This window comes from Streptomyces sp. NPDC091649 (assembly GCF_044756785.1).
Taxonomy (GTDB): domain Bacteria; phylum Actinomycetota; class Actinomycetes; order Streptomycetales; family Streptomycetaceae; genus Streptomyces.
In genome coordinates this window covers 65,551-77,356 of sequence record NZ_JBIVTR010000016.1, presented here as the reverse complement: position 1 = coordinate 77,356, position 11,806 = coordinate 65,551, and the positions used below count along the sequence as shown (strand labels likewise).

At 73.3% G+C, this 11,806-nt stretch carries 12 protein-coding genes; 7 read left to right on the top strand and 5 right to left on the bottom strand.

The window, feature by feature from the left end:
• Positions 1 to 214: 214 nt before the first annotated feature.
• Entirely contained in the window at positions 215 to 826 is a 612-nt protein-coding gene (locus ACIQMU_RS24410) for an XRE family transcriptional regulator (RefSeq protein WP_352242090.1), read from the bottom strand.
• Positions 827 to 1,025: 199 nt separating this feature from the next.
• Here ACIQMU_RS24410 and ACIQMU_RS24405 point away from each other — a divergent pair, with 199 nt between their 5' ends.
• Both ACIQMU_RS24405 and thpR read left to right on the top strand, forming a co-directional pair.
• Positions 1,026 to 1,415 carry a VOC family protein gene (locus ACIQMU_RS24405; protein ID WP_352242091.1) on the top strand — a complete coding sequence of 130 codons (390 nt, stop codon included), beginning with the start codon at positions 1,026 to 1,028 and terminating at the stop codon, positions 1,413 to 1,415.
• A 164-nt stretch (positions 1,416 to 1,579) separates the two neighbouring features.
• Positions 1,580 to 2,218 (top strand): RNA 2',3'-cyclic phosphodiesterase, encoded by a 639-nt coding sequence (thpR, locus tag ACIQMU_RS24400; protein WP_402689670.1) that lies wholly within the window; start codon positions 1,580 to 1,582, stop codon positions 2,216 to 2,218.
• Positions 2,219 to 2,282: 64 nt separating this feature from the next.
• Here thpR and ACIQMU_RS24395 read toward each other — a convergent pair whose 3' ends face one another.
• Entirely contained in the window at positions 2,283 to 2,909 is a 627-nt protein-coding gene (locus tag ACIQMU_RS24395) for a hypothetical protein (RefSeq protein ID WP_352242093.1), read from the bottom strand.
• Between the two features lie 326 nt (positions 2,910 to 3,235).
• Positions 3,236 to 3,724 carry a MarR family winged helix-turn-helix transcriptional regulator gene (locus ACIQMU_RS24390; RefSeq protein WP_402689669.1) on the bottom strand — a complete coding sequence of 163 codons (489 nt, stop codon included), beginning with the start codon at positions 3,722 to 3,724 and terminating at the stop codon, positions 3,236 to 3,238.
• 113 nt (positions 3,725 to 3,837) lie between these two features.
• Between ACIQMU_RS24390 and ACIQMU_RS24385 the strand changes: the two genes are divergently transcribed.
• Positions 3,838 to 4,248 carry an Ohr family peroxiredoxin gene (locus ACIQMU_RS24385; RefSeq protein ID WP_352242095.1) on the top strand — a complete coding sequence of 137 codons (411 nt, stop codon included), beginning with the start codon at positions 3,838 to 3,840 and terminating at the stop codon, positions 4,246 to 4,248.
• A gap of 92 nt (positions 4,249 to 4,340) precedes the next feature.
• On the opposite strand, the gene ACIQMU_RS24380 is transcribed toward ACIQMU_RS24385, so the two are convergent.
• Positions 4,341 to 5,846: an alpha/beta fold hydrolase gene (locus tag ACIQMU_RS24380; protein ID WP_352242096.1), complete on the bottom strand. Its 1,506-nt coding sequence runs from the start codon at positions 5,844 to 5,846 to the stop codon at positions 4,341 to 4,343.
• Between the two features lie 93 nt (positions 5,847 to 5,939).
• On the opposite strand from ACIQMU_RS24380, the gene ACIQMU_RS24375 reads away from it, so the two are divergent.
• The 4 genes from ACIQMU_RS24375 (at position 5,940) to ACIQMU_RS24360 (ending at position 10,932) form a co-directional block, all read left to right on the top strand.
• On the top strand, positions 5,940 to 6,983 hold the full coding sequence (locus ACIQMU_RS24375; protein WP_352242097.1) for a MerR family transcriptional regulator: 1,044 nt from the start codon (positions 5,940 to 5,942) through the stop codon (positions 6,981 to 6,983).
• A 56-nt stretch (positions 6,984 to 7,039) separates the two neighbouring features.
• Positions 7,040 to 7,252, top strand: a complete 213-nt coding sequence (locus ACIQMU_RS24370) for a hypothetical protein (protein ID WP_352242098.1) — start codon at positions 7,040 to 7,042, stop codon at positions 7,250 to 7,252.
• 261 nt (positions 7,253 to 7,513) lie between these two features.
• Positions 7,514 to 9,727, top strand: a complete 2,214-nt coding sequence (locus ACIQMU_RS24365) for a HelD family protein (protein WP_402689702.1) — start codon at positions 7,514 to 7,516, stop codon at positions 9,725 to 9,727.
• 89 nt (positions 9,728 to 9,816) lie between these two features.
• Positions 9,817 to 10,932, top strand: coding sequence for an AI-2E family transporter (locus tag ACIQMU_RS24360; protein WP_402689668.1), 1,116 nt, complete (start codon positions 9,817 to 9,819; stop codon positions 10,930 to 10,932).
• Between the two features lie 180 nt (positions 10,933 to 11,112).
• On the opposite strand, the gene ACIQMU_RS24355 is transcribed toward ACIQMU_RS24360, so the two are convergent.
• Positions 11,113 to 11,802 carry a ScbR family autoregulator-binding transcription factor gene (locus ACIQMU_RS24355; protein ID WP_352242100.1) on the bottom strand — a complete coding sequence of 230 codons (690 nt, stop codon included), beginning with the start codon at positions 11,800 to 11,802 and terminating at the stop codon, positions 11,113 to 11,115.
• Positions 11,803 to 11,806: the final 4 nt, after the last annotated feature.

The window sequence follows — 11,806 nt, the reverse complement described above, 5'->3', positions numbered from 1 at the left end:
CGGGTTCCGCCGGTCGTGACGACGCGAACGTCATGGCGGCGGTCTCCTCGTCGACCTCGGGTGCACCGACTGCGAGCGCACCGGCTGCGGGCGCCCAACTGACCGGCCACGGCCTCGCCTCGCGGCCTCCCCCGCACCTCCCCCGCACGGCCCGCCACCGCCGTGCGCGGCGGTGGCGCGCTCCGCGCGCCTCCGTCTCGCCGACGCGCGCTCGTCACGGCGGGCTCGACCCGGACGGTGTCGGGCGGTTCTCCGCCTCCGCGCCTTCGCCGCGCTGATGGCCGCGGCGGGCGTCCCGGTCGAAGATGCCCAGCAGCTCGCACGGCCCGCCCTCGGCCCCGATCGCGTGCGGGAGCATCGTGGGGAACTCCGCCGCCTGGTTCGTCTCGATCCGCAGGCGCCGGTTTCCCAGCAGCAGGATCGCGGTGCCGGAGAGGACGACGAGCCACTCGCGGCCCGGGTGGGCGCGCAGACGCGACGGGTTGTCGGGAGGCGGCTCGGTCATACGCTGACGGATGACGGTCATACCGGGTTCCGCCTTGATGGGCCACCGCATCTGGCCGTGGGCCCCGTCGATCATCGGGTGGGAGACGACGTCGTCGGAGGCGGTCTCGACGAGCTGGTCGAGGGAGGTGTCCAGGGCGCGGGCGAGGATGACGAGCTGGTCCAGGGCCAGCCGGCGCCGACCGTTCTCGATGCGGCTGAGCGTGGACTGGCTGACTTTCGCGCGGGCGGCCAGTTCCTCCAGGGACCAGCCCTGGGCCACACGCAGGGCGCGGATGCGTTTGCGTACCAGGCTGTCCAGCTCACCATCTTCTTGCGTCATACGCATGAGCGTATGCGATGTACGCATGCGATGTCCTGGAGCACCCGCGCTCGTCCTCTTACGCTGATGGCCGGCCGGGAATGCCCCCGCGGGCGACGACTGTCCGTCCGCTTCCGGCCACGCGGGCGGTGGGCCTCGGCCGGGGTGTCGGTACGGAACACGGGGCGCGCCAGGGGCACACCTGGAAAGGTGGGTGAGCATGACGGAGTCACAGACGCGGATCAACGCGCTCATCGTCGATGCCACGGACCCGGAACGGCTTGCCGCGTTCTGGGCGGAGCTGCTCGGGAGGCCGATCGTGGGCCGTACGGGTCCGTACGTATGGCTGCGGCGCGAACACGGCCTGGGGCTGGGCTTCCAGCGGACCGACGAGCCGAGGCGGGGCAAGAACCGGTTGCACATCGATGTCTCGGCACCCGACCCGGCGGCCGAGCGGCAGCGGATCGAGGCGCTCGGCGGGCGTCGGCTGGAGGGGTACGCCGATGGCGGATTCCTGGTGATGGGCGATCCCGAGGGCAATGAGTTCTGCGTCATCCCGGAGGGCCCCTTCGAGCTCGACGACGAGGGACGCACGGACTACCTCGGCTGACCGGCACGCCGGGCCGCCGAACGGGTTGACGGGCTCCGCACCCGGCTCTGCGGCGGCACGGCCCGCCTCCCGCCGGGCCGCACGGTGGGGCGGGAGGCGAAGCACGGGTCCACCGTCGGCCCCGCGTTGGGGCGGGGACGCGGTCGGCACGTACGGTACGGCAGGTGAACGAACCGCTCGAAGCCGTGACCGGGGCCCCTGCGGACGAACGCGGACGGGCCACGACGACCCGCGTGTTCCTGGCGCTCGCCCCGCCGGACGACGCGAAGGAAGAGCTGGCACGGGCGCTGCGCCCGGCCTACCACGCCTACCCCCGTATGCGGTGGAACCGCATCGAGGACTGGCACATCACCCTGGCGTTCCTCGGTGAGCTGCCGGTCACCGCCGTCCCGCCCCTGATACCTCCGCTCGCCGGGCTCGCGGCGCGGCAGCGTCCGGTGCGGCTGGCGCTGGACGGCGGCGGGCACTTCGACGAGCGGGTGTTGTGGGCCGGGGTCACGGGGGACCTCGAAGGGCTGCACAGGCTCGCCGCCGACGTACGCGCCCTCGTCAGGGAGCACGGTGTGCCCTTCCCGGACCGGCCGCTGCGGCCCCACCTGACGCTGGCCCGGTCACGGCGGGGAAACCTCGGGGCCACCGCGGAGGCCGCCGCCGGGCTCGTCCCCTTCTCCGGCCGGAGCTGGGAGGCCCGGCGCCTCCATCTGGTCGGCAGCAACATCGGCCGGGGGCCGGGGCCGATCCACTACCGCGACATCGACGCCTGGGACTTCCGCGGCGGGGCCGCGGGAGCCGCCGGCAGCTGAGGGACGCCCCCTCCCGGGCGCACAGGTGGGGCGGCACGAGCGGGAAGAGCGTGCCGCCACCGGCTCACGCGGTATCGAGCCGCGCGGGCCGGGCGTGCGTCAGCAGGAACTCGGTCGCCCGCGCGATGGCCTCGGCGGAGGTGCTGTGGACAGCCTCCGACTCGTCCTCCTGCGAATCCGCGCCCGTGGCGACGTACCACCAGGCGTCGGCGCCCGAGTCGTGATGGATGACGGCGTCGCCGCCCGCGTAGTGGAGCGGGATGGACTCGCCGGCGGACTTCTTGGGCACCGCGTGGGGCCACTTGAGGCGGGCCGACTGGCGCTTGATGCCGCCCCAGGCCGCACCCAACTGCGTGTAGCTGGACCCGCCGCGCCCGGCGACGGTGGCCGCGCTCTCGGCCAGCCGGTCGACCGAGCGCTTGGCTTCGTAGAGCGACCGCAGCATCGCCAGCTGGACGTCGGGCGCTGCCATGAGCGCCGCGTCGAACGGCTTGCCGGCGGTGCGGTAGGCCACCGCCCGCGTGGAGATCCGTTCGGTCAGCGCCCGGACCGCGTCGAGCACCTGCTCGTCCATGGCGAACGTGTCGTCGTCGCCGGGATCGTTCCAGGCGGGATCCACCGGAGTCAGGACCGTGGTCCAGAAGCTCCCATCACTCCGGTCCGGGGTCGGAATCACCTTCACATCATCCATGTGACAATTTTAGCTGTCACGGAGCATCCGTGGCAACATTTCCTGTCGTTCCACATGGTGACAGTTTCCTCTGTCGCATGTGGGTGGGCGTTTCACCCCGCGCCGGTGCCGCCCGCCCCTCCCCTTGCCGGACTTCGCGGCCTTCCGCGACCGGGCCTCCCCCACAGGGGCGCTGACCGGGTCGCGCAGCGGGAACCTCCCCCGCAGGGGCGCCGACCGGGTCGCGCAGCGGGCAGACGTCCAGAGCGTCACCGCCTTCGACTCGGTCGCCGCGGAAGCCGGACCGCCGAAGGGCGGCCCCCACCGGCCGGCTGCCCCTCGGCGGCTCAGTAGGCGTCGGCGGCCTCCCCCAGGGCGGTGGTGAGCCGGCCGAGGACTTCCTGCAGCCCGAGAACCTCCTCCAGGGACAGGCCGGTGGCGGCGAGCACGCCCCTGGGGACGGACAGCGCGCGGTCCCGCAGCCGCGCGCCCTCCTCCGTCAGGTCGATCAGGACCGAGCGTTCGTCCTCGCGGCTGCGCTCACGCCGGACCAGCCCGGCCGCCTCCAGCCGCTTCAACAGTGGCGAGAGGGTGCCGGAGTCCAGGCGGAGACGCTCCCCGACGACCTTGACCGACTGCGGGCCGCGCTCCCACAGGACCAGCATCACCAGGTACTGCGGGTAGGTCAGGCCGAGATCCTTCAACGCCTGCCGGTAGAAGCCGCCGAACGCCCGTGACGCGGCGTGCAGCGAGAAGCAGACCTGGTGGTCCAGTCGCAGCAGTTCCGTGTCGGGGACGGCGCAGAGGTCGGGCGAGGCACTCGGAGAAGGGGTCATGAAACCAGCGTACCGCCGACCAAGCCATCAAGTTGTACACAACTTAATTGTGTGCAATCTTTATGGGCGTGGCCACGACCATCCCGGTCGGGGCACCAGAGGAGGGTCATCCCATGGACGCGTTGTACACCGCCGCCGCCACCGCCAACGGCCGCGAAGGCCGTGCCGTGAGCTCGGACGGCCAGATCGACCTTCCCCTTTCCATGCCCCCTGCCCTCGGCGGCAACGGAAAGGGCACCAACCCCGAGCAGCTCTTCGCGGCCGGCTACGCGGCCTGTTTCGCCAGTGCGATGGCGGCGGTCGGCCGCGAGATGAAGGTCGACACCAAGGACGCCTCCGTGACCGCCGAGGTCTCCATCGGCAAGGACGGCGACGGCTTCGGGCTCGCGGTGGTCATGCGCGTGGAACTGCCGGACTCCCTCGCGGGCGAGGCCGGGCAGAAGCTGGTCGAGGCCACCCACGCCTACTGTCCGTACTCCAAGGCCACCCGCGGCAACATCGACGTCGAGCTCGTCATCGAGTAGCCGCCCTTCCCCTTCAAGCGACGCGAAGCGCGCCGTCGTCCGCCGCGGGGCCGGCCCGGAACACCTCCGGCCGGCCCCGGCTCATCGGGGCGTCACCCCTTCAGGCGGGCCAGCACCGCGCCCACCGCACGGTGCACGGCCTCGCGCGCCCCGTCGGTCGGGTCGAGCGTCTCGAAGCCGTGCCGTCCGTCCGGTACGTCGATGACCTCGACGTCCGCCCGGTGGCGGGCGGCCTCGGTCAGGAACTCCTCGACGGTCGCGGCGATCTCCGCGCTCTCGCGCTCCGCCCGGACCAGCACGATCGGCAGGCGGCCGGCGCGGGAGACCGCCCGCACCGGGTGGAAACGGGTGTCGGCCAGCCCCCATGCCGGCAGGGGCGCGAGGACCGGGTAGTTCGCCGCCAGGCAGCGCAGCCACGCCGGGGGGTTCGTGAGCCAGTCGGCCGCGATCGGTCCGCCGCCCGAGAAGAACCACAAGGCGACCCGGTCCGCGTCCACCCGCGGGTCGGCGCGCACCCGCTCCACCGCGTCGGCCACGTCCGCGGCGGCGGACTCGTAGTCGGTCAGGGCGTGCAGGCGGTGATCGAGCGTCACGCCCACCGCCCCCTGTCCGGCGACGTGGCGGGCGTATCCCGTCAGGGTCGGCCAGTCCCGGGGCGTGGGCCGTGCCCCGGCGGGCACCGGGCCGCCGTGCACGAACACCACGGCCGGGTGCGGGCCCGGGCCGTCCGGCAGGTACAGGTCGGTGTTCCCGGCCCGTTCCCGGGCCCGTTCGGGCACGTCCAGGAGGAACGGCCGCAGATGGGCGGGCGGTCGGGAGGCGTCGGGGGCGGTCAGCCGGCGCCCCCCGCCGGACGCGGCCTCGATCAGGGTCTCCGCCAGTGCCGCGGGGCAGGACAGCATCGGCCAGTGCCCGGTGGGGAGGTCGAAGAAGGCCACCCGGGCGTCGGCCAGGGCCCTCAGGGCGGGATCGCCGACCTCCACCATCATCTGGAGCATCTCGACGCCCGGCCCGTTGCCGGTGCACAGCACCCCGGTCACGGGCACCGCGGCCACGGCGCCCGTGAGCCGCAGCGGCTGGAGCAGCGTGCCCAGCGGCTGCGGCGCCGCCAGGGCGGTGAGCCCGTCGAGGGCCGCCTCGGAGAGGCCCGCGGTGCTCCCCCAGCGCGGCCACGCGTCCCGGGCCGGAGGCGGCAGCTCACCGGCGGCGCGCTCCGCCACCTCCACGCGCAGGCGCGGGTCCGGCACGGCCGCCAGAGCGGGGACGCCGTCCCGCGGCATCCCGGCGTCCAGGTGGACGATCCGGGCGATCGACCGCGCCCGCCGGTCGGCCGCGCCGAGCACCGGGTGGATGCCGTAGTCGTGGCCGACGAGCACGATCTCCCCGCCGGAGTCCGCCGTCACCGCGTCGATCACGGCGACCACGTCCGCGACATGGGTCTCCAGGTCGATGGTCTCCCCCGGGCCGCCGGGGCGTCCGCCCAGTCCCGTGAGCGCCGCGAAGCGCACCTCGGCGCCCTCCTCGGCCAGCCGCGCGGCGGTGTCCCGCCACACGTGCGGCCCGGTGAACGCCCCGGCCACCAGGATGAATACGGTCATGGTCCCTCCTCGTCACGCTGTCTCCCGCGCACCGGCCCGATCCCCCGGCCGCGCTCAGCGGTACCGTAGGAACTCCCCCTGGTGGAGGTTCAAGTGTTCTCGTCGCACGACGGCTTGTGCACCATCGGCGACCTGGCCGAGCACGCGGGCGTCAGCGTCAAGACCGTCCGCTTCTACTCGGACCGCGGACTGCTGCCGGAGGCGTCCCGCAGCGCCGGCGGGCACCGCAGGTACGCCCCGGACGCCGTTGAGCGGTTGGACATGATCCGCTCGCTGCGCGGCCTGGACCTGCCGGTCCCCGAAGTGCGCCGCATCCTCGACGAGCAGGACGAGCGGGACGGAGCCGGGGCGGGTGGCGTCCTGGAGGATGCCGTGGCCGGCCGGCTGCGCGTCCTGGGATCCGAACTCGCGGCCCTGCGCTGGCGGGAGGCCGCGCTCAGGCTGGTGCAGGAGTGTCCGCCGGCCGAACGGCCCGGCCGGCTCCGGCTGGTAGGGGCCGTCGGCGCCCCGCCGAACACCGCCTCCCTGGCCCGGTTCTGGCGTTCATGGCTGCCACCGCGTATGCCCGCCCGGTCCGTCTCCGCGTTCCTGGAGGCGGCGGTGCCGCATCCGCCGGACGCCCCGCGGCCGGCCCAGGTGCTCGCCTTCGCCCGGCTGCACGCCTTCGTGACCCGTCCGTGCGGCGTCGGCGAGGGCGCCGGCAGCTGCCAGCCCCGGGCGCACGGGGTCGCGGGGGCCCGGGCGTCGGCCGTGCTGTACGCGGGGCTGGCCGAGGCGTACGACCTGGCGGGCGGGGAGTTGCGCCGCGGCGCGGCCCCCTCTCCCGGTGAGGCGCTGGACGGGTTCGTGGACGCGTACGCGAGCACCTACGGCACCCGCGACACCCCCGCCTTCCGCCGTGCACTGGCCGACGGGCTCGCGGCCGATCCACGCGTCGACCCGTACTGGGACCTGACGGCTGAGGTGATCAGCGCACCCGACGGCCTTCGGGAGCCGACACCCGGGTCCGCGCACGACTGGCTTCTGGCCGCCCTGGAGGCACAGGTGGAGACGGCGACCGGACCCGGCGACGCACGGGGCGGAGGCCCCACCGGCGGCGACACCGACGAAAACGGGCGCGGCACACACCATCCCTGACCGATCCGCCCTCCTATGCTTCTCCTCCTGCCTGTTCATCCGCTTCAGGAGGTTTTGTGCCGAGCCGCTCCCTGTACTGCCATCCATGTGACGCCGATGAACGACACCGCCCCCTCACTCCCGACGAGAAGTCCTGGCTGCGGAGGCGGACGGGGCGTCGGAGCGTCGAGGAGTTCTTCATGTGCGAGGCGCCGAGCTGCCGCAACCTGCGCAGCGGCTTCAACAAACGCCCTTTCGACCCCGTGCTCCGCGTCCCGCTGACGGACTGAGCGGGGCTCGGCGCCCTTCCCGGGACCCTGTCGCGCTTCTCCGTCGGGCCCGCCGATCTGCGGCTGCGGAACTCCACGGCTGCCGTGTGCGGGCGATGGCCGTCCCAAAACGCACAATCCCCGGACCGTCTTTGCGGTCCGGGGATTGTCGCGGGTATATTGGATTCTTCTGCGTTCATGCAGAAAGGCCCCGCTCGGGGGCCTTATGGATACGAATATATCTGGGCGGGAGCCGTTTTGTCAAACCGGGAAAGCGACGAATTGCGGGAAGAGCAGGAATTCATCGACCGGCTCCATGCCCGGGTCGACGCCCTGCGCGGGGTGGCGGCCGAAGGGGTCGAGCGCGCGTTGACTCCGGTCGGGACGGGTCAGCAGGCGCGGCTGGAGCGCGACATCCTGGTCGCGGAGCGGTCGGGTCTGCTGGCCGCGCTCGACGCGGTGGACGGCTCACTGTGTTTCGGCCGCATCGACCGCTCCGACGGGCTAGCGCACCATATCGGCCGTATCGGTATCCGTGAGGACGACAGCGAGCACACTCCTGTTCTGATCGACTGGCGTGCGCCGGTGGCACGCCCTTTCTATCTCGCCACGGGACACACGCCGATGGGGCTGCGCCGGCGTCGGCACATCACCACCGAGGGCCGCACGGTCACCGAACTCCATGACGAGATCCTGGATCTCGGGGACCGCGACCGCACCGGGTTCGAGGATCCGAACGGCGACGCCGTGCTGCTCGCGGCGCTCAATTCCGCGCGCACCGGACGCATGGGCGACATCGTGCGGACCATCCAGGCCGAGCAGGACGGCATCATCCGGGCCCCGCACCGCGGCGTCCTGGTCGTCGAGGGCGGCCCCGGTACCGGCAAGACGGCCGTCGCGCTGCACCGGGCCGCCTTCCTGCTGTACGAGCACCGTGAACTGCTCGCCAAGCGCGCCGTACTCATCGTGGGTCCCAACCCGGCGTTCCTGCGCTACATCGCGGAGGTGCTGCCCGCACTCGGTGAGACGGGGGTGCTGCTGGCGACGCAGGCCGAGCTGTTCCCCGGCGTGCACGCCACCGGGACGGACACTCCGCGCGCCGCCACCGTCAAGGGCGGCGAGCCGATGGCCGAGGCCCTCGCCCTGGCCGTACGCGACCGTCAGCGGCTGCCCGAGCCCGGGGCGGCGATGGTGATCCCGCACGAGGACGGCGGGGACCTGATCCTGGACTGGGAAATCGCGTACGAGGCCCGGCAGGCCGCCCAAGAGACCCGCCTGCCGCACAATCGGGCCCGCCCCCACTTCGTCTTCCGGGTCATCGACGCGCTCACCGCGCAGCTCGTCGAGCGCATCGGCGCGGACCCCTACGGCGGGCCCAACTTCCTCGGCCCCGACGACGTGGCCCAGCTGGCCCGGGACGTCGCGCTGAGCAAGGAGGTGCACGCGGCCGTGGACGAGCTGTGGCCGCCGCTGACCCCCGAGGGCTTCCTCGCGGACTATCTGTCCGACCCGGTCCACGTACCGGACGAGGACGCCGACGCGATCCGCCGTCCGGCCGCCGCCGGGGCGTGGACCCCGGCCGACGTACCGCTGCTCGACGAGGCCGCCGAGCTGCTCGGCGTCGACGACAGCGCGGAGAGGGCGGCGGCCGAGGCGGCCCGCCAGGAACGGGTCGGCTACGCGCAGGGCGTGCTGGAGCTCTCGCGCGGGTCGGAGAGCTACGAGTTCGAGGACGAGGAGTCCGAGGTCCTCGCCGCCCACGACATCATCGACGCCGAGCGGATGGCGGAGCGGCACGAGGAGGCCGACCACCGCACCGCCGCCGAGCGGGCCGCCGCCGACCGCACCTGGGCGTTCGGCCACATCATCGTCGACGAGGCGCAGGAGCTGTCACCGATGGCGTGGCGGCTGCTGATGCGGCGGTCGCCGACCCGGTCGCTGACCCTGGTCGGCGACCCGGCCCAGACGTCCGAGGAGGCGGGCGTCGGGTCCTGGGAGGAGATTCTCCGGCCGTACGTCGACGACCGCTTCGAGCACGTCGTGCTGAAGGTCAACTACCGTACGCCGGCGGAGATCATGGAGCTGGCCGCCGAGGTGCTCCGGGTGGAGGACCCGTCCTTCACGGCCCCCGTCTCGGTGCGGTCGACCGGCGAGAGGCCGTGGAAGCGGGACGCCGGGCAGGACCTGGCGGGCGCGGTGGCCGGGGCGGTCGGGGAGCTGACACCCCGGGAGGGGCGCCTCGCGGTGATCGCGCCGCGGGCGCTGCACGAGGAGATCGCCGCCCCGCTGGACGGGGTCGCGGCGGGCGAGGCCCCGAACCTCACACACCCGGTGGTGCTGCTGGACCCGCGCCAGGCCAAGGGGCTCGAGTTCGACCATGTGCTGGTCGTGGAGCCCGCCCTGTTCGGCACGAGCGATCTGTACGTGGCGCTCACCCGGGCCACCCAGCGCCTGGGCATCGTCCATCGGGAGGGACTGCCCCCGGGGTTGCGCTGACGGGGCCGACGGCCCGCCCTCCTCGCGGTCGGTGTCGGCGGGTCCCGGGAGTGGCCGGAACACGGTTGCCGAACACATAGGGTGACGCCATGTCTTCGCCTTTGAGTTCGACAAAGACCGCGGCGGCTCTCCGCACGTCGGCACGGGTCTCCGCGGAGGTGCTGCTGGTCCTTGTGGCGGCGGCGGCCGCACTGTGGGTGCTGGGCCGGATGTGGTCGGTCGTATGGCCGCTGGTAGTCGCCCTCTTCCTCACCACGCTGACGTGGCCGCTCGCCCGTTTCCTGCGTGGGCGCGGCTGGTGGCCCGCGCTCGCCGCGTCGGTGGTGACGGTGCTCTCCCTGCTCGTGGGGGCGGGCATCGTGGCCCTGATCGCGGTGCCGGTGGCGGACCAGTCCGGGGAACTGGCCCAGGGTGTGGTCGAGGGCATCGACAAGGTACGCGCGTGGGCGGCCGGCCCGCCGCTGAACATCGGCGACGCCCAGATCACCGGTGCCGTCGACACCGCGACCGCGCGGCTCCAGGACAGTGTCGGCAGCGTGGTCACCACCGCCGTCACCGGGGTGAGCACCGTGGTCAACGGACTGGTCACAGCGGTTCTCGCGGTCTTCCTGATGTTCTTCTTCCTCAAGGACGGCCCGCGGTTCCTGCCGTGGCTCACCCGTCAGCTCCCCGGCCGCCTCGCCACCGACATCCCCGAGGTGGCCTCCCGCAGTTGGGACACCCTGGGCGCGTTCGTGCGGTCGCAGGCGTTCGTCGGTCTGCTGGACGCGGTCTTCATCGGGCTCGGCCTGTGGATCCTGGGGGTGCCGCTGGTTCTGCCGCTTGCGGTGCTGACCTTCGTCTCCGCGTTCGTGCCGATCGTGGGAGCGCTGTTCGCGGGCTTCGTGGCGGTGGCCATCGCGTTGGTCTCGAACGGGCCGATGGACGCTCTGATCGTGCTGGGGATCATCGTCGTGGTGCAGCAGTTGGAGGGCAACGTGTTCCAGCCCATGATCCAGAGCCGTGGGCTCGGTCTGCACGCGGCGGCGGTCCTGCTCGCGGTGACGCTGGGCGGCAGTCTGGCCGGCGTGGTGGGCAGCCTGCTCGCCGTTCCGACGGCCGCACTGGTCGCCGTGGCCTGGAACTACCTCCGTGAGCAGCTCGTGGAGGAGCCGCCGGAGCCGGAGACCGAGGGCCGGCAGGGCGGTTCGCCCGTCCCGTCGTAGCCTCCCGCTCCTCCTCGTCGACGGCACCGTCGGGGGAGTCCACCGGGCCGCCGGGCGCGCGCGGCCGGTCGCCCGGGCCGCCGGTCGTCCGGGCCGGCGCCCGGCGGCCGCAGTGACGGCGGGCCCGCTCGGAGGTCCGGGCCGAAGGCTTCACCGTGTGTCCCGGCCTCCGTCGGTCACTCAGGTGACCGCCGCCGCCCCGGCGGTCTCCGCCGCGGTGTCGGCGGCGAACGCGGGCCCCCGGGCCGCCGCCACCGCCTCCGTGCCGGACGGGGCGATGAACGCCAGGGTCTCCGCGGCGGCGAGCCGGGGCAGCAGCAACGTCCAGAAACCGGTCAGCGTGTACGGGGACAGCCACTCGGGTTCGTGCCGGCCGAGCACCTCCAACCCGGCCGTCACGGCGACGGTCGCGGCCGCCGCGTCCTGACGGGAGACACCCTCGGCGAGCGTTCCGTCGGCTGCCGCCTCGTCCAGCAGCTCCCGCACGCGGTGGTGCCATTCCACTCGCAGATCCGGGTCGGCGGCTCTCTCGCCGTCGCAGCTCAGCCGGAATCCCGCCCGGCACACCGGGTCCTCGCGCAGCCGCTCCGCGAGGGCGTGCGAGCTGTCGACGAGCGCCTGGAGAGCGGTGTCCGTCCTGCGTCGGATCGCGCCGGACATATCGCGCAGCCCTCGGGACGCCTCCGCCACCACGGCTTCCGCTACCGCGGCCTTGTTGTCGAAGTGGAAGTGCAGCGCGCCCGTGCTGACGCCGGCGCCGGAACTGATCAGCACCAGCCGTGCCTGCGCGTAACCGTGCTGCTCGAAGACGATGGCGGCGGAGCGGATCAGCGCGTGGCGGGTACGGGTGGCCCGCTCCTGTTTGGTCACCGGG

Excerpts from the sequence above, each read along its gene's own strand:
- ACIQMU_RS24410 (WP_352242090.1), bottom strand. The coding sequence starts at position 826 with ATGACGCAAGAAGATGGTGAGCTGGACAGCCTGGTACGCAAACGCATC.
- ACIQMU_RS24405 (WP_352242091.1), top strand. The coding sequence starts at position 1,026 with ATGACGGAGTCACAGACGCGGATCAACGCGCTCATCGTCGATGCCACG.
- ACIQMU_RS24395 (WP_352242093.1), bottom strand. The coding sequence starts at position 2,909 with ATGGATGATGTGAAGGTGATTCCGACCCCGGACCGGAGTGATGGGAGC.
- ACIQMU_RS24390 (WP_402689669.1), bottom strand. The coding sequence starts at position 3,724 with ATGACCCCTTCTCCGAGTGCCTCGCCCGACCTCTGCGCCGTCCCCGAC.
- ACIQMU_RS24385 (WP_352242095.1), top strand. The coding sequence starts at position 3,838 with ATGGACGCGTTGTACACCGCCGCCGCCACCGCCAACGGCCGCGAAGGC.
- ACIQMU_RS24380 (WP_352242096.1), bottom strand. The coding sequence starts at position 5,846 with ATGACCGTATTCATCCTGGTGGCCGGGGCGTTCACCGGGCCGCACGTG.
- ACIQMU_RS24360 (WP_402689668.1), top strand. The coding sequence starts at position 9,817 with ATGTCTTCGCCTTTGAGTTCGACAAAGACCGCGGCGGCTCTCCGCACG.